This is a genomic window from Dokdonia sinensis, from assembly GCF_003688895.1.
Taxonomy (GTDB): Bacteria; Bacteroidota; Bacteroidia; order Flavobacteriales; family Flavobacteriaceae; genus Dokdonia; species Dokdonia sinensis.
The window spans coordinates 190844-206375 of the sequence record NZ_REFV01000004.1; the positions used below are offsets into that span (position 1 = coordinate 190844).

The window sequence follows — 15532 nt, forward strand, 5'->3', positions numbered from 1 at the left end:
TTTAAAAAGAATAGGTGGTTTGAATTAAAAAATTGCGACCTGGATTAGGTCTAAAGGCTACCGTTTGGTAGTTTTTGTTAAATATATTTTTCGCTTGAAGCGAAAGCGCAACCTGATGCGCCTGTTTATCTAATAATTTAAAATCGAGGTTAAAATTGGATACAGCATACCCGCTCAAGGTTTGCTTATTATCGGTAGTGATAAAGACCTCATCATTGTACAAAAACTGATATCCCGCCGAAAGAAAACGCCAGTCATAACCCACTCCGCCCACAACTTTATGTACAGGCACATAAATGAGTTGGGTTTCCTTTTCCACATCTGTAGCTTTCGTATAGCCGTACTGTCCAGAAATTGAGGCTGTATGCTCTCCAAAAGTGTGTGCGTAATTTGCTGTAACTTCAGCACCATAATTTTGTACTTCATTTACATTAACGGGCATAAAAACTCCTGAATTGTTGGGTTGCCAGTTTATCTGGTTATCAGACTGGATGTAATAGGTTGTAATGTGTCCCTGCAAGTTTTTTAATGTAAACTCGTGCCCCATTTCAGCTTGATAGCTGGATTCAGGCATTAAATCTGGATTTCCCATAGCGCCAGCGCCGTTCCAGAATAGGTCATTAAAAGTGGGCACTCTGTAATTACGAGAAGCATTGACGGATAGTTTGTACCCTAATGCGCCACTCGAATCGCGTGGTAAAAAAGCGTAACCTGCATTTACTCCAAAAAGAATAGGACTATCAAAATCTGGTGTAGTCTCTTGTCTTATCTGAATTCCATAATCCAACTTTTTAGTCACCTGATGTTGCCAAAGCCCGACCACTGCAAAGGTATTTCTTGTGCTCTCAACAATATTGGAACCCTCACCGTTTACCGACGTATAGTCTACAATCGTTTTAAGGCGTTTGTTTTTCCCAAAACGGTAGGTAAAATCATAGTTTGCCGTGTAGCGTATCGCCTTCCCAGAGGAAAAATTGTCACGATTGTCACTGTCTGTATAAAAACGATATTGCTCATAAATATGCGCGAGTCGTAGCTTTGAGTCAAAGTTCTTGCTCAACACATCCCATTCTCCCAGCGTCCTAGTATTTCTATCTTGATATCCTGCGGTTGAAACGGCGGTGAGCGTTCCAGAGAATTCGCGGTCGCCTAAATATGAGTTGTGATAGACCTTTATAAGTTGTTTCTTATCGCCCAAATCTGGCAGTACAAACCCAAAGTTTGCATTGAGGTTTACGGTTTCAAAAGCTCCATTCTCATTTACGCTATCCGTGTCTAAATACTCAAAATCATTTTCTGATTCAAAATAGTCCACAGCAACATCTGCATAAAACTTTTCGGTACTATATCTCGTTTTTAAATTGCCGAATGGCGTATTAAAACTCCCGTATCCTAATGTGACATCATTCTCAAATCTATTTGAAAAACTGATGTCATTATTGAGGTGTACACTCCCACCTATCGCTCCGCTCCCGTAAGGAATGCTTCCACCACCACTGCGCACAGTGATATTGTCGTAGTTTCTGGAGGAAATGGTATTAAAATCCGTTTGACCTAATAATTGAGAATTAATGTTGATACCGTTCCAGACCACCGCTGTTTGCTGTGCAGATGTCCCTCTAAATGACGGTGATGAAACACCACCTATTCCATTTTCTCTAAAGTAAATGAGGGAGTTATTGCGCAACACATCTGTAAGAGCCGTCTTTTGCAAGCGTATCACAGAGTCTTGAAGCGTTTCCACCCGTAAGCCCTGCGAGAAATCACGCAGTTTTACATCGCTCACAATCACCTCTGGCAACACTTGAAGCGAGTCCAGTTGCGCATACAGTGATGAAGTAATGCTACCCATCAAACATAAAAATGCTATAAAATATCTCATCATTCAGCCATCTTTTACCCGAAGACAGTGATTGTTTGTTAAGAATTAAGGCAGGTCTCCTGACTTGCTTCGCGTTGCGCCTTCCCACCCTAACACCTTAGGACAGTGGCTTGTAGTTGCAACGCTTTCTGATTGCTCAGACACAGCTTACAGTTGCGGGAACAGCTCTCGACTTGAACGAGATTCCCTTTTAATCGGCGCTGGGGTGTTCCGGCTACCGAACCAAAATTCGACGCAAAGATAGCTGTTTCTTTTATCCTTTTGAGTGTGGAATGAAATAATGGTACTTTTGGAGGTGAAATCAAAAACGAAATCGAAGTCGAAAAAAGACGTAGGACTTGATGGCTGGCGCCATCTGACGTAGGACGTAGGACAAAAAAAGCACAATCTGTGGTTGAGTAGTCCGCCTTTTCGGCGGATTGTATCGAAACTACCGCAATGAAAACGAAAAACGAAATCGAGAACGAAATCGATAGAAAAATTTAAGGTGGTTGAGTGATTTTAAACGAAGCGACAGCGCAGTTTAAAATTGTATCGAAACTACCGCGATGAAATCGAAAACGAAAACGAAAATCAAAACCATACCCTTGAAAAACACCCTCTTCATCATCAGCCTATTCATTCTGTTTTCTTGCAAACAGCAAACACGAGTCGAAACGTCCAAAACGGCTTTAGTTTCATCTCCTACAATCACTCAGGCGCAAGGTTTCAGCATTGCAGACAATGGGGATTACAAGACGATACGCGTGACGGGAGCTTTTCCTGAGCAAGAACGACCATACACTTATATTGTGATGGATAGTTCGCTTTCGCGAAAGCGGAAACAAGAAATAAAAAAGTTTTCTGCGTCAGCGCATATTGAAGTTCCTGTTTCTAGTATTGTAGTAACGTCTACTACGCATATTCCTTCATTAGAAATGCTGGGTGTGATAAATGCGCTGGTTGGGTTTCCGAATCACGACTACATATCCAGCCAAAAAACGCGTGACCGCATTAAGGCGGGAGCTATCAAAGAATTGGGACAAAATGAATCCATAAATACCGAAGTTACGATAGACCTAAATCCAGATGTTGTGGTAAGTTTTGGCGTAGAAGGTGAAAATAAAGCGATGGAATCTATTGCTAGATCAGGAATTCCGGTGCTTTACAATGGCGATTGGGTAGAGCAAAACCCGCTAGGGAAGGCGGAGTGGATCAAGTTTTTTGGAGTGCTTTTCGGTAAAGAAATAGTGGCCGATTCCATTTTTGCGGAAATAGAAAGAGACTATATAGAAACTAAAAAGCTGGCGCAAGGCGTACAGAAAAAACCCACGGTGATGAGCGGTGCGATGTTTAAAGACGTGTGGTATCTCCCGCACGGAAACAGCTGGCCCGCCAAAATGATAGCCGATGCCGGTGGTAACTATTTATGGAAGGACACCGAGGGTACTGGAAGCATCTCCCTAAGCATCGAATCTGTACTGGAAAAAGCACAGACGGCAGATTTCTGGGTGGCTCCCGCACAGTATGCTAGCTATTCCAAACTGGAAAAAGACAATCCTGTATATGCCAAATTTGAGGCTTTCCAGAACCGAAAAGCCTACACCTTTGCCACAAAAAAGGGAGAAACCGGCGGATTATTGTACTACGAACTTGCTCCAAATCGACCAGATTTAGTACTCAAAGACCTTGTACATTTCTTGCACCCCAACCTTCTACCCGATTACGAACCTCAGTTTTTTACGCCTCTTGGAGAGTAGCAGGTCATATCGCACAACGTTTCTTGTCCTTATCGTAGGATTAGTGGTTTGCTTTCTGGCAAATCTCAGTTTAGGGTCTGTTGCTATTCCTATAAAAGATGTTTTTGCCAGCCTCACAGGAGGAGAAGTTTCAAAATCCTCGTGGGAATTCATCATCTCCGACTATAGATTACCCAAAGCAATTACGGCCATCATCACCGGTGCTGGACTTGCAGTTTCTGGATTGCTTATGCAAACGCTTTTTCGCAATCCGCTGGCGGGGCCATTTGTGCTCGGAATTAGTAGTGGAGCAAGTTTTGGGGTCGCGCTGTATATTTTGGGCGGGACGGCCTTGGGAATATCGGCGGGAGTGCTCGGTGGAAAATGGGGATTGATTGCTTCGGCGAGTTTGGGGAGTTTTGGGGTGTTGCTTATTGTCCTTGCCGTGGCAAGTCGCATACGTGATACGATGGCGCTTCTTATTATTGGGCTAATGGTAGGAAGCCTTACGAGTGCCGTCGTCAGCATTCTAGCCTATTTTAGTAAAGCCGAAGAACTGCAACGCTACGTGTTTTGGAGTTTTGGAAGTCTGGGCGACCTTTCTTGGCAAGGTGTTTCTATATTGACAATTTGTTTTACGGTTGGTATTTTAATCTCCATATTCTGTTTAAAATCACTCAATGCGTTTCTTCTGGGTGACGCTTACGCGAAAACGCTGGGCATCAAACATTCCCGAGCGCGATTATTAATCATTATTGCCACGAGTTTACTAGCAGGGAGCATCACCGCGTTTGCAGGGCCTATCGCTTTTGTGGGACTTGCTGTTCCACATTTAGTACGCCAAGTTATTCCTACCTCAAATCATATTATCTTGTTGCCATCAGTCATTCTAGGCGGTGCAATTTTAATGCTTGTTTGTGATACCATTGCGCAGATTCCGCATAGTGAGTTCACGCTTCCCATAAATGCAATAACTGCGATTGTGGGTGCTCCGGTTGTGATTTGGTTACTGGTACGTAAAAAGAAATTGATGTTTTAATGAGCAATGAAAAGCAACATAGCGTCCTTTTTACAAATCGATTGAGCGTAGGCTACTCCGGTTCATCATCTGATGTGGTTGTAGCTTCTGACATTTCCATAGAATTGAAAAAAAGCCAACTCGTAGGGCTTATCGGTATCAATGGTTCGGGAAAATCTACTTTGCTCCGAACAATTGCCGGATTGCAGGAACCGCTTTCTGGCACTATTGAGATTGCTGGTAAATCTATTACAAATTATACACCCGATATTCTTGCGCAATCGTTAAGCGTAGTGCTTACTGGACAGGCAATTTCTAAAAACCTGACCGTTCTGGAACTGGTGGCGCTGGGGAGACAGCCGTATACGAATTGGCTCGGCACATTAACTGATAATGACAAATCCATTATCAAATACGCCCTTGAAGCCACCGAAACATTAGAGTTTAAAGACAGAAAATGCTACGAGTTAAGTGACGGCCAATTACAGCGTGTCCTCATTGCGAGAGCACTCGCACAAGACACCCAGCTTATCCTTCTAGACGAGCCGATGACCCATCTGGATTTACACCACAAAGCTTCTATTTTACAACTCCTAAAATCCATTGCCCACGAGCAAGGTAAAACCGTATTGTTTTCTACTCACGATATAGAATACGCGCTACAACTCTGCGATAAGGTTGTTGTGATGCAAGAGGGTCTCGCACGATTTGATACTCCGCAACAATTGATTGAGGACGGCGTAATAGATGGGTTATTTCCGTCTAAAACTGTTCTTTTTGATAGGGAGTCGATTCGGTTTTCTATTGATAAATAAGTTTGGAATTTGACTGTGAGGCGCGGTTAATTTTTATCTTTACTTTTAGAAGTTAATTATGCTTTCAGAACTGCTATATCCGTTTTTCGGTTGGATGTACCTTTGGGTACGTTATCGAGATAGCGCAAAGATCAAGAATGTTCTCGAAAAAGAATTTGACGGGAGCTATTATGATTGCGGAGCGATTAAGATGCTTCAAGTATTTGGTTATTTATTCATCAGTCTTTTGATTGTATTTTTAGTTTCTGTAGTCTATTCTACAATTATTAAATCCCTTAGTTAATTCATTTATGTCCGAAACGCTTACCTTTTTCATTATCGCCATCATCTGCCTCATTGTAGGCGCTGTGCTGGGTATGTTCATTGCAAATCTGAAAAAGAAAAGTGAGCTGGGCGGGATTACAGAACGGCTCAATCAGGAAGAAATGAAGGTGGTGGAACTTAGGGACGCTTTCGCGAAAGCGCAACAAGAAACCACGCAACTCCGCTCTGAAAATGCAACGCAAATCGAAAAGTTACGCAGTCAGTTTGGAGAAGAAATCAATACGGTACGCAAGGAAAAAGACTTCTTCCAAAACGAACTTACCGCACGAAACGTAGCTTTTGAAAATCTCGAAAGTCGGATGAACGAGAAGACCGAAGAACTCGAAAAACTACAGGAAAAGTTTACCAAAGATTTTGAGATTGTCGCACAGAAGATACTAGATGACAAGTCAAACAAATTTACGCTTCAGAACAAGCAGAACCTAGATATCATCCTGAAACCACTACAAGAAAAGATACAGCATTTTGAAAAGCGTGTCGAGGAAACAAACAAGGAAGCGATAGATCGAACATCTGCGCTACGTGAGCAAATTAAGGGACTCACGGCACTTAACGAGCAAATGTCTAAGGAGGCAAACAACCTTACTAAAGCCCTTAAAGGAGACAGCAAGACACAAGGAAACTGGGGCGAACTCGTACTCGAACGTGTGCTTGAAAAATCGGGGCTAGAAAAAGATAGAGAGTACTTCTTGCAACAAAGTTTTACAAACGAAGATGGAAATCGCGTCTTGCCTGATGTGGTGATTCACCTGCCAGACAACAAGAAAATGATTGTAGACAGTAAAGTGTCCTTACGTGCCTACGAACGTTATGTAAATGAAGAGGATCCGCACTTGAGAGATGGTCATTTAAAAGAACACGTAAATGCCCTGAAACGTCACGTCGTACAACTGGGCGCCAAAAATTACCACGATCTCTACCAGATAGAAAGTCCTGACTTTGTCCTGCTTTTTATCCCTATAGAACCTGCCTTTGCCATTGCGATAAATAGTGACAACCAGCTCTACAATCAGGCGTTTGAGAAGAATATTGTTATCGTTACTCCTTCTACCCTACTTGCAACCTTACGCACCATAGACTCTATGTGGAACAACGAGAAACAACAACAAAATGCACTGGAGATTGCCACTCAAGCAGGAAGATTGTATGATCAGTTTGTAAATCTTACAGACGATTTAATTAAAGTGGGGAATCAACTCCGTACCGTGCAAGGAAGTTATGATGGTACAATGAAGAAACTCACGGGTCAAGGCAATTTGATAAAAAAGGTGGAGAAACTCAAAAAATTAGGAATCAAACAGAAAAAACACATTAACGAGAAACTTGTAGAAAGAGCCACGGGCGACGATACACTATCTCTAGAAGAATAGCCTTATGAAAAAAATTCTCATTACCATCCTGCTCGTGATTGTAGTTCTGGCAACCATCTGGTACGCATTTATCTATTTTGTTCCCTATAGTGAAGGAACTCGCTCGGGAGAACTTATTAAGGTTTCTAACAAAGGCGTGATTTTTAAAACCTGGGAAGGCGAGATAAGTCAGGGGATTAGTGGTGCTCAGATTTTCAGTTTTTCTGTTTTGGACAAGGAGGAGGAAGTCATTAAAAAACTACAGGAATACCAAGGTAGTTACGTTAAGCTGGAATATGTAGAACGTTTTGGCACCTTTGCCTTTTGGGGAGATACGAAATATTTTATCACAGGAGTTGTAAAAGAAAAATCCCCGCATTTTAGCAGGGATTGATGTTTTTTTGCTTTCGCGAAATTTACTCTCAACTTATTTCAAGAGCATTAAAATCATCTTATTCTTTTATAATACGCTTACTCGCAATTCCATTCTCTGAGGTGATTTGAAGGATATACATCCCCGCTTCTAAATCCGAAATATCTACAATACTTTCATTTGCCGAAAGTTCTTGCGAGCGTATGCTTTGCCCGAGTACTGAAAATATTTCCACTTGCGCCCGTTCTGATGTGTGAACAAATGAGATGTTTACTATGTCGCTAGCAGGGTTTGGAAATAGTTTTATATTCTGAGCAAATAAAGCATCATCCACACCTAAATTAAATCCGACAACTGTAGACCCGCGATTATTACTTCCGTGCGCCCCGAAGTTTAAACTTGAAGGGCTCCGTGCCCAAACAAGCATAATACTGGCATCATCTGGGTCAAAAGTGTAATCTGTATCATCGCTTCCCGTAAGTCCTCTTGTTGCGACTACCGTGCGCTCACCTCCACTAACATCATCCGATACTAAAGTCCAATCCTGGGTATCTGTGGGTGGCGTCGCTCCTACTCCGGTAAATCTACGATCATTAAATCCTGTGCTGTCATAAGTAACCACATCTCCTCCATTAGTCATAGAGGTGACGCCAAAACCTACACCTAACCAAATATTATCTGGACCTATCATCGTAAGTGTTACACCATCATCATCTATATCTAGTTGGGCCGAGTAACCTGCCGAAAAAACAACCTCGCCCGTGGTTACTTGGGCATTTGATATCCCAAATGTTAGTAGTGCCATTAATAAAGTAATTTTTTTCATAAGTGTTTTTTTAGAAGGTTAGTAAGCGTTTCATTTTTCATTAAAATAGCATAATCCAGCGCGGTATTGCCTCGATTATCCTTAAGCGATGTATCTGCTTTGTAATTGAGCAACAAAGTTGCAATTTCATTTTGCTGGAACATTGTGGCATACAAGAGGGCGGTAGTTCCGTTTGCATCTGTCACATTGGGATCTGCACCATATTCCAGTAGCAATTGTACAATTTTTATCGCACCCTTGACCGTCGCTGCCATTATTGCACTTCCGTAGTTACTTTCCTCGTTTATTGAAGCGCCGTTTTTAAGTAATTCTTTTGCAACTTCAAAATTAGCGTGATATGCTGCTAAAATGAGCGGAGAATAACCCTCGGCATTTTTTGTGTTTAAAGTATCAGGATGCTTTGCCAGTAATGTAACGAGCTCATCACTTGTCCCATTTCTGGCAATATCAAAAACATCTTGTGCTAACGCCTTCTGTAAAAACAGTCCTAATAAAAAAATAATAAAGAAACTTACTTTAGCGCTCTTCATAAAATGTCATTCGTTTTAAACTTAAAAGATAAGTCATTTTATCTTTATACGAGGCAAAGCTCTCACATGTGAACACTTTTCTAGACCATATACGAAAAAACGTCCTCTAAAGGACGTTCAGTAATTTAAACTATTTGTAATATTTATTGTTTAATCAATCGTTCGGTAATGGTTCTATCACCTTGATAAAAGGCAACAATATAGACTCCAGTCGGTAGTTTGTCTATAGGAATATCGGTCTCGACTTTTGAAAGCGGTGCCGAAAACACCTCGTCTCCTAGGATATTAAAAATGGATAGCTTTACCAGTTCACCAGACCTATTGGTCACTTTTACAGCATCCTTTGATGGATTTGGATAAAACGAAAGTTCATTTTCTGAGAGAACATCTGTATTACTTTCAGAAGCCATTTCTTGACCAGAGGCAAATTGTATTGTGGTTACAAATAGTAGAAAACAAAGTAGTTTTTTAATCATCGCTTTGGGGTGTCGCGGTTAATATACTAGCAATGTAAATGAAATTATTTAACAATTTTCAATTTGAAAGAATAATCTTACATAAAAAATGCACTTTGTCGCCAAAGTGCATTTAAATGAATGTATTATTTAATCTTTTGCTTTCGCGAAAGCGTACTCAAACTTAGTATCTACTTACTCAGGTACATTTTACGTCTTGCATAAAGATCATAAAAAGCATCATCACGCAAATTATCGATAAAGAGTATACTCTCCCCCGTACTCTTCATTTCTGGTCCAAGTTTCTTATTTACATTATGGAATTTGTTAAAAGAGAACACAGGTTGCTTAATCGCATATCCTTCTAATTGTGGGTTAAAGGTGAAGTCTTTAACCTTTTTCTCTCCTAGCATAACCTTAGTCGCATAGTTTACATATGGCTCTTTATATGCCTTTGCAATAAAAGGAACCGTGCGGGAGGCTCTCGGGTTTGCCTCGATGATATATACCTTGTCATCTTTTATAGCAAACTGAATATTTATAAGACCTACGGTTTCAAGCGCGAGTGCTATCTTCTTGGTGTGATCTTTTATTTGTTCTAAAACAAGATCCCCCAAATTAAACGGTGGTAATGTTGCGTTTGAGTCTCCAGAATGAATGCCACAAGGCTCAATATGCTCCATAATACCGATGATGTAAACATCCTCTCCATCACAGATAGCATCTGCCTCAGCCTCTATCGCTCCATCGAGATAATGATCTAAAAGTAATTTATTGTTTGGGATCTTGCGCAATAAATCTACCACGTGCTCCTCTAGTTCTTTGTCATTAATTACAATTTTCATTCCCTGTCCTCCTAATACATAAGAGGGTCTTACAAGAATGGGGTAATCTAGTTTTTGTGCTACTGCAAGAGCCTGATCTGCAGTTTCGGCAACGTCAAACTCTGGATAGGGGATGTCTAGCTTTTTTAGCAATGAAGAGAAGCTTCCGCGATCTTCGGCAAGATCTAGTGCTTGGAAACTCGTTCCTAAAATCTTAATACCATAGCGATCAAGCTTTTCGGCTAGTTTTAGAGCGGTCTGTCCTCCTAACTGAACGATTACACCTTCTGGCTTTTCGTGCTGGATGATATCGTAAATATGTTCCCAGAAAACAGGCTCAAAATATAGCTTGTCTGCCGTATCAAAATCGGTCGATACGGTTTCTGGATTACAGTTAATCATTATAGTCTCATAACCACACTCTGCTGCCGCAAGAACACCGTGTACACAGCAATAATCAAACTCGATTCCCTGACCTATTCGATTTGGGCCCGAGCCTAAAACAATTATCTTCTTTTTATCAGATACGATGCTTTCATTATCTGCATACTTCTCACCGTCTGCCGTTTCCATCTCGTTCTCAAAAGTGGAGTAGAAATAAGGTGTCTGAGCCACAAACTCTGCCGCACAAGTGTCGACAAGCTTGTACACTCGCTTTATTTTTTGCTCTTCGCGCTTCTTATAAACCTCGCTCTCCAGACATTTGAGCATATGTGCAATCTGACGATCTGCAAATCCTCTTTGCTTAGCCTCTAGCATTAATTCGCGAGGTAAAGAATCTATATTATATGTAGAGATTTCCTTCTCCATCGCATACAGTTCCTCGTATTGTTTAAGGAACCACATATCGATTTTAGTAATTTCATGTATACGACTCAACGGAATTCCCATTTGTATAGCATCATATATCACAAATACACGGTCCCAGCTAGCATATGTTAGCTTCTCGATAATCTGGTCGTAATCTTTGTAACCTTTACCATCTGCCCCTAACCCGTTTCTTTTAATTTCTAAGGATTGCGTGGCTTTATGAAGTGCTTCTTGAAAAGATCTTCCGATTCCCATTACCTCTCCTACAGATTTCATTTGCAATCCTAGCGTACGGTCACTTCCCTCAAATTTATCAAAATTCCATCGTGGTATTTTTACAATCACATAATCCAGTGTAGGCTCAAAAAGCGCAGAAGTAGATTTTGTGATCTGGTTATCCAGTTCATCCAGGTTATACCCTATGGCTAGTTTAGTTGCAATTTTTGCAATAGGATACCCCGTTGCTTTAGAAGCCAGTGCAGAAGAACGTGATACACGTGGATTAATTTCGATTGCAATGATTTCTTCTTCATTATCAGGATTTACGGCAAACTGTACATTACATCCACCAGCAAAATCTCCGATGCTGCGCATCATATGGATAGCCATATCTCGCATCTTTTGGTATGTAACATCAGATAATGTCATTGCGGGTGCTACGGTTATTGAATCTCCAGTATGAATTCCCATAGGATCCATATTTTCAATAGCGCATATAATAACTACATTATCATTACTATCCCTTAAGAGCTCGAGCTCATATTCTTTCCAGCCTATGAGCGCTTTATCTATCATTACCTCGTGCACAGGTGACGTCTCCAGACCTCTGGATAATAATTCGTCAAAATCTTTTTCTTCAAATACAAAAGAAGCACCAGCTCCTCCCAAAGTAAAAGATGAGCGTATTACAAGCGGAAATCCAAATTCTTGAGCAATCTCTTTTCCTTTCAAAAAAGAATTAGCACTAGATTGCGGTGCCATAGGTATTCCTATCTCTCGCATCAAAGTCTTAAATTGGTCTCTATCTTCAGTAATATTTATTGCAGCAATGTCAACACCAATGAGTTCAACCCCAAAATCTTTCCAAATACCTTTCTCATCTGCCTCAATACATAAGTTTAATGCAGTCTGACCACCCATGGTAGGAAGTACAGCATCAATATTAGGATGCTTTTTCAGAATCTGTACTATGGACTTTGTATTTAAAGGCAACAAGTAAACGTGATCTGCCATAGACGGATCCGTCATAATCGTAGCCGGATTTGAATTGATAAGAATGGTTTCAATTCCATCTTCTGTTAGTGAGCGCAAAGATTGTGAACCTGCATAATCAAACTCGCAAGCTTGACCGATAACGATAGGGCCAGACCCTATAAGAAGTATGGATTTTAAGTCTTTGTTTTTAGGCATTTCGAAAAAGTATTATGAGGAATGTAAATTTATGAACTGACAGGGTATAAAAAAAGGTGTTACTTAGTAAAAAGCAACACCTGATATGAACACCTTTAGGATGTCATTATTTTTTATGTCTGAGTTCAGAAGATACACTGATTTTCTTTCTTCCCTTAGCACGACGACGTGCAAGAACCTTACGACCATTTGCACTAGCCATACGCTCTCTGAATCCGTGCTTGTTTCTTCTTTTTCTTTTTGACGGTTGAAACGTTCTTTTGCTCATTTTGTATCTTCTTTTTGACGTTGTTACGTCTACAAATTAATTCTTTCTTTATCGCTTTAAAAGCCGGGTGCAAATATACAACAAGTTTTCACTTCTCCAACAGCAAAATTTAAAAAAATTCACATCCTTTTTACTACCTTTGAAGTCTCAAATAAAAAATGAAAAATGACCAAGAAATTAACACTTCTCATAGCTCTGTTTACTATAACGTTAACCACGTTTGCCCAAGTAAATCTTAGATATGATGTAAATATAGGTGATGAATTTACAATAGCGCAACGAGCCACTCAAACTATAACTCAAGATATTCCAGGTATGAAGCAGGTCATAGAAAATGACCTAAGAGGAACTATGTCATTTAAGGTACAAGATGTGAAAAAAGATACAATTGTATTTAACATGAATTTTAAAACATTTGCTATTAAGATGTCATCACCCCAGCACGGTGTAATGATGAACGTAGATACTTCGATAGAAGATGATGCCAGCTCAGAACATTTAATGTTTAAAGGTATGCTCAATCAGCCCATTATTATAAAAATGCTTAGAACAGGTAAAATTGCTCAAGTATTAAACGGTGAAGCTGTTATAGAAGGTATGATAGATGGTCTTGGAGTAGATGATGAATCGATGCGCGAGCAGATGTATGAGCAATTGTCAAAGGAATGGAGCGGCGATGCCCTTGCAAAAAGTTTTGAGCAAATGACTTATAATTACCCTAATAAGACAGTTAAGGTTGGTGATACTTGGAAAAATAATTTTAAAGGAGATGGCAAAATAAATGCAGATAACACCTGGAAATTAGACCAGATTAATACAGATACTGCAGTAATATCTGGACAAGCTCTGATTACAATGGATCTCACAAATCCTCAAATCGAAATGATTTTAAAAGGAACACAACAAACAGCAATTCTATCTACAATAAAGTCTGGTTTCCCAAAGTCGATTGAGGTAATAAGCACAGCTTCTGGCGACGCAACGACTCCCGCGATGCCTGGATCGGTAATTCCAACAAGGTTAGAATCAAAAACTACATACACACTACAATAATATGTTCAATAAAAATATTAAAATAGTACTTGCTGCAGCCTGTATCGGTATTGCCGTTTGGCAGTTTATGGAGAATGAGATAGGCAATGGGATAATGCTCATATTACTTGCAGCAATCTTTGTCCTCCTTTATTTTAAAAATGAAGTTATTATACTTGCTTTCTTAAGGCTGCGTAAGCAAGATTTTGAAGGAGCTCAAAAATGGCTTTCCAAAATTAGAAACCCTGAAGGTGCTCTTACCAAGAAACAATTAGGGTACTACAATTACCTTCAAGGTCTTATGGTGTCTCAAACAAACATGACCCAAGCAGAAAAGTATTTTAAAAAGGCTATAGGGCTCGGTTTGTCTATGAGTTCTGACCTTGCGATGGCAAAACTTAATCTCGCAGGAATAGCGATGACAAAAAATCGTAAAAGAGAAGCGCAAATATTACTGAAGGAAGCCAAAGGCCACGACAAACACAATATGCTTGCCGAACAAATAAAAATGATGGAGCAGAATATGAAACGTGCAGGAAACCAACCCAAGCAACAATACGGCGGTGGTAGAGGACGTGGCGGCAGAAGATAATTTTTTGTAGCACGCTTTCGCGAAAGCGGACTTCCCATATTCATCAAACAAGGCGCATTTTCTGTCAAAAGAGCAATTGTTCTACACAGAAAGTGCGCCTTTTGTGCGCCTCGACCCAATTTATTTCCCCTTGAACGAAAAAATTTTAACATATCCTCAACCTACCCTATGTTTGTAAGGTCTATAAACGATAATTGTATGGGGAAACAATTACTTTTAGCTTTGCTTTTTATTGCCACACTCGTATCCGGACAATCTAACCAGATTTTCTTTTCGGAGTCGCTAGACGCCCATCTACCAAAATACATTCAAGATGCAGAGGTGGCCATTAGGAATAAACAGCAAGACCGTATAAAAGTTCTTTTTCAAGAACTGGTAGACGATGCGCTTATAGGAACCTACATGAATGATTTCAGCGCAAAGAACCTAAACAAGAATGAAAAGAGCTTTTCAGACTTTGAAAAACCCGTAGTACTTCTTACTTATTCTGCGTGGTGCATACCAAGTAAAGGTGAGCTTCCCGCTCTTAACGATCTCGCCAAACAATATAAGAAGGAGATAGACATTGTTGTCTTATTCTGGGATGACCACAAGACTGTACGCAAAGCCACGCGAGACTATCACAGAAATATTAATGTACTTTATGTAGACGAAAAAGATAATAGTGGAACGCACATTATTAAAAATTTGAAGCATTCTCTGGGTCTTCCACTAGTCTTTACACTTAACTCCAAAAAAGAAATTATTAATATCCAGCGACGTATTGCAAATAAGATGAGTGTTTCAGATGCTCAGTCCTATGAAGAAAATCACGCGCTGATTAGAGAAAATATTACACAATTACTTTTTCACCAAAGTAAGATAGATGAGACTATCCCGGTAGCATCGTTTTAAGTTGGTCTTCAAAAATAATTTTTAGAGCGAGCATAATCAACAGAACGGCAAAGATTTTCTTAAGCACTTTCTCATTGATATTTACCGCTAGTTTTGCCCCTAGAAATCCTCCTATCACAAAAAACAGCGCAATCACAGCCGCATATTTCCAGTTTACGTAGCCCTCTTGATAGTAGGTATAGGCTGCTAGTGCGGTGACAGGCACTGCAAGGACACTTAAGCTCGTTCCCTGTGCTTCAAACTGGTTAGATCCCAATAAAAGGATCATTAAAGGAACCATAACCACTCCGCCTCCTATTCCCATAACACCACTAAGTAATCCCGCAATGAGACCTATGATTATGAGAGAAATTATAATTGTAGTATTCATCGTTATCGTTGTTTTGTCCTCTAAAAATAGGCATTAATAAAT

The 15532-nt window shown here is 40.2% G+C and carries 16 protein-coding genes and 1 riboswitch; of the genes, 9 read left to right on the plus strand and 7 right to left on the minus strand.

Features of this window, described 5'->3' with window-relative positions; translation table 11 throughout:
* Position 1 precedes the first annotated feature (1 nt).
* Positions 2-1885: a TonB-dependent receptor plug domain-containing protein gene (locus EAX61_RS06065; RefSeq protein WP_121916774.1), complete on the minus strand. Its 1884-nt coding sequence runs from the start codon at positions 1883-1885 to the stop codon at positions 2-4.
* 29 nt (positions 1886-1914) lie between these two features.
* Positions 1915-2124: riboswitch (cobalamin riboswitch) on the minus strand.
* A 345-nt stretch (positions 2125-2469) separates the two neighbouring features.
* On the opposite strand from EAX61_RS06065, the gene EAX61_RS06070 reads away from it, so the two are divergent.
* From EAX61_RS06070 to EAX61_RS06095, 6 genes are read left to right on the plus strand one after another with little or no spacing between them, the layout of a single operon-like run.
* Positions 2470-3621 (plus strand): ABC transporter substrate-binding protein, encoded by a 1152-nt coding sequence (locus EAX61_RS06070; protein ID WP_236641992.1) that lies wholly within the window; start codon positions 2470-2472, stop codon positions 3619-3621.
* Complete coding sequence (locus EAX61_RS06075; protein WP_121916776.1) at positions 3611-4639, plus strand: FecCD family ABC transporter permease; 1029 nt, start codon at positions 3611-3613, stop codon at positions 4637-4639. Before EAX61_RS06070 ends, EAX61_RS06075 begins: the two co-directional genes overlap by 11 nt.
* Complete coding sequence (locus EAX61_RS06080) at positions 4639-5433, plus strand: ABC transporter ATP-binding protein (protein WP_121916777.1); 795 nt, start codon at positions 4639-4641, stop codon at positions 5431-5433. The genes EAX61_RS06075 and EAX61_RS06080 overlap by 1 nt, the downstream gene beginning before the upstream one ends.
* Positions 5434-5491: 58 nt before the next feature.
* Positions 5492-5716, plus strand: coding sequence for a hypothetical protein (locus EAX61_RS16445; RefSeq protein ID WP_121916778.1), 225 nt, complete (start codon positions 5492-5494; stop codon positions 5714-5716).
* A gap of 7 nt (positions 5717-5723) precedes the next feature.
* The gene (locus tag EAX61_RS06090) at positions 5724-7127 is read left to right on the plus strand and encodes a DNA recombination protein RmuC (RefSeq protein ID WP_121916779.1); all 1404 of its coding nucleotides are present in this window, start codon (positions 5724-5726) and stop codon (positions 7125-7127) included.
* Positions 7128-7131: 4 nt separating this feature from the next.
* Positions 7132-7500, plus strand: coding sequence for a 6-phosphogluconate dehydrogenase (locus EAX61_RS06095; protein ID WP_121916780.1), 369 nt, complete (start codon positions 7132-7134; stop codon positions 7498-7500).
* Between the two features lie 58 nt (positions 7501-7558).
* Here EAX61_RS06095 and EAX61_RS06100 read toward each other — a convergent pair whose 3' ends face one another.
* From EAX61_RS06100 to rpmH, 5 genes are all read right to left on the minus strand, one after another.
* Positions 7559-8305 (minus strand): T9SS type A sorting domain-containing protein, encoded by a 747-nt coding sequence (locus EAX61_RS06100; RefSeq protein WP_121916781.1) that lies wholly within the window; start codon positions 8303-8305, stop codon positions 7559-7561.
* Positions 8302-8835, minus strand: a complete 534-nt coding sequence (locus EAX61_RS06105) for an ankyrin repeat domain-containing protein (protein WP_121916782.1) — start codon at positions 8833-8835, stop codon at positions 8302-8304. The genes EAX61_RS06100 and EAX61_RS06105 overlap by 4 nt, the downstream gene beginning before the upstream one ends.
* Positions 8836-8978: 143 nt before the next feature.
* The gene (locus tag EAX61_RS06110) at positions 8979-9311 is read right to left on the minus strand and encodes a T9SS type A sorting domain-containing protein (protein WP_121916783.1); all 333 of its coding nucleotides are present in this window, start codon (positions 9309-9311) and stop codon (positions 8979-8981) included.
* Positions 9312-9481: 170 nt separating this feature from the next.
* Positions 9482-12334 carry a carbamoyl-phosphate synthase large subunit gene (gene carB / locus EAX61_RS06115; RefSeq protein ID WP_121916784.1) on the minus strand — a complete coding sequence of 951 codons (2853 nt, stop codon included), beginning with the start codon at positions 12332-12334 and terminating at the stop codon, positions 9482-9484.
* 106 nt (positions 12335-12440) lie between these two features.
* Entirely contained in the window at positions 12441-12602 is a 162-nt protein-coding gene (gene rpmH / locus EAX61_RS06120) for a 50S ribosomal protein L34 (RefSeq protein ID WP_117934753.1), read from the minus strand.
* 165 nt (positions 12603-12767) lie between these two features.
* On the opposite strand from rpmH, the gene EAX61_RS06125 reads away from it, so the two are divergent.
* The 3 genes from EAX61_RS06125 to EAX61_RS06135 all read left to right on the plus strand — a co-directional run bounded on the left by EAX61_RS06125 (position 12768) and on the right by EAX61_RS06135 (position 15120).
* Entirely contained in the window at positions 12768-13655 is an 888-nt protein-coding gene (locus EAX61_RS06125) for a DUF6263 family protein (protein ID WP_121916785.1), read from the plus strand.
* 1 nt (position 13656) lies between these two features.
* Positions 13657-14226, plus strand: coding sequence for a DUF2892 domain-containing protein (locus tag EAX61_RS06130; RefSeq protein ID WP_121916786.1), 570 nt, complete (start codon positions 13657-13659; stop codon positions 14224-14226).
* 198 nt (positions 14227-14424) lie between these two features.
* The gene (locus EAX61_RS06135; protein ID WP_161555203.1) at positions 14425-15120 is read left to right on the plus strand and encodes a TlpA family protein disulfide reductase; all 696 of its coding nucleotides are present in this window, start codon (positions 14425-14427) and stop codon (positions 15118-15120) included.
* Here EAX61_RS06135 and EAX61_RS06140 read toward each other — a convergent pair.
* Positions 15098-15490 carry a sulfite exporter TauE/SafE family protein gene (locus EAX61_RS06140; protein WP_121916788.1) on the minus strand — a complete coding sequence of 131 codons (393 nt, stop codon included), beginning with the start codon at positions 15488-15490 and terminating at the stop codon, positions 15098-15100. The two genes, EAX61_RS06135 and EAX61_RS06140, sit on opposite strands and share 23 nt — an antisense overlap.
* Positions 15491-15532: the final 42 nt, after the last annotated feature.

Coding starts and splice junctions, on each gene's coding strand:
- EAX61_RS06065 (WP_121916774.1), bottom strand. CDS start 1,885: ATGATGAGATATTTTATAGCATTTTTATGTTTGATGGGTAGCATTACT.
- EAX61_RS06080 (WP_121916777.1), top strand. CDS start 4,639: ATGAGCAATGAAAAGCAACATAGCGTCCTTTTTACAAATCGATTGAGC.
- EAX61_RS16445 (WP_121916778.1), top strand. CDS start 5,492: ATGCTTTCAGAACTGCTATATCCGTTTTTCGGTTGGATGTACCTTTGG.
- EAX61_RS06090 (WP_121916779.1), top strand. CDS start 5,724: ATGTCCGAAACGCTTACCTTTTTCATTATCGCCATCATCTGCCTCATT.
- EAX61_RS06095 (WP_121916780.1), top strand. CDS start 7,132: ATGAAAAAAATTCTCATTACCATCCTGCTCGTGATTGTAGTTCTGGCA.
- EAX61_RS06100 (WP_121916781.1), bottom strand. CDS start 8,305: ATGAAAAAAATTACTTTATTAATGGCACTACTAACATTTGGGATATCA.
- EAX61_RS06105 (WP_121916782.1), bottom strand. CDS start 8,835: ATGAAGAGCGCTAAAGTAAGTTTCTTTATTATTTTTTTATTAGGACTG.
- EAX61_RS06110 (WP_121916783.1), bottom strand. CDS start 9,311: ATGATTAAAAAACTACTTTGTTTTCTACTATTTGTAACCACAATACAA.
- carB (WP_121916784.1), bottom strand. CDS start 12,334: ATGCCTAAAAACAAAGACTTAAAATCCATACTTCTTATAGGGTCTGGC.
- rpmH (WP_117934753.1), bottom strand. CDS start 12,602: ATGAGCAAAAGAACGTTTCAACCGTCAAAAAGAAAAAGAAGAAACAAG.
- EAX61_RS06125 (WP_121916785.1), top strand. CDS start 12,768: ATGACCAAGAAATTAACACTTCTCATAGCTCTGTTTACTATAACGTTA.
- EAX61_RS06130 (WP_121916786.1), top strand. CDS start 13,657: ATGTTCAATAAAAATATTAAAATAGTACTTGCTGCAGCCTGTATCGGT.
- EAX61_RS06135 (WP_161555203.1), top strand. CDS start 14,425: ATGGGGAAACAATTACTTTTAGCTTTGCTTTTTATTGCCACACTCGTA.
- EAX61_RS06140 (WP_121916788.1), bottom strand. CDS start 15,490: ATGAATACTACAATTATAATTTCTCTCATAATCATAGGTCTCATTGCG.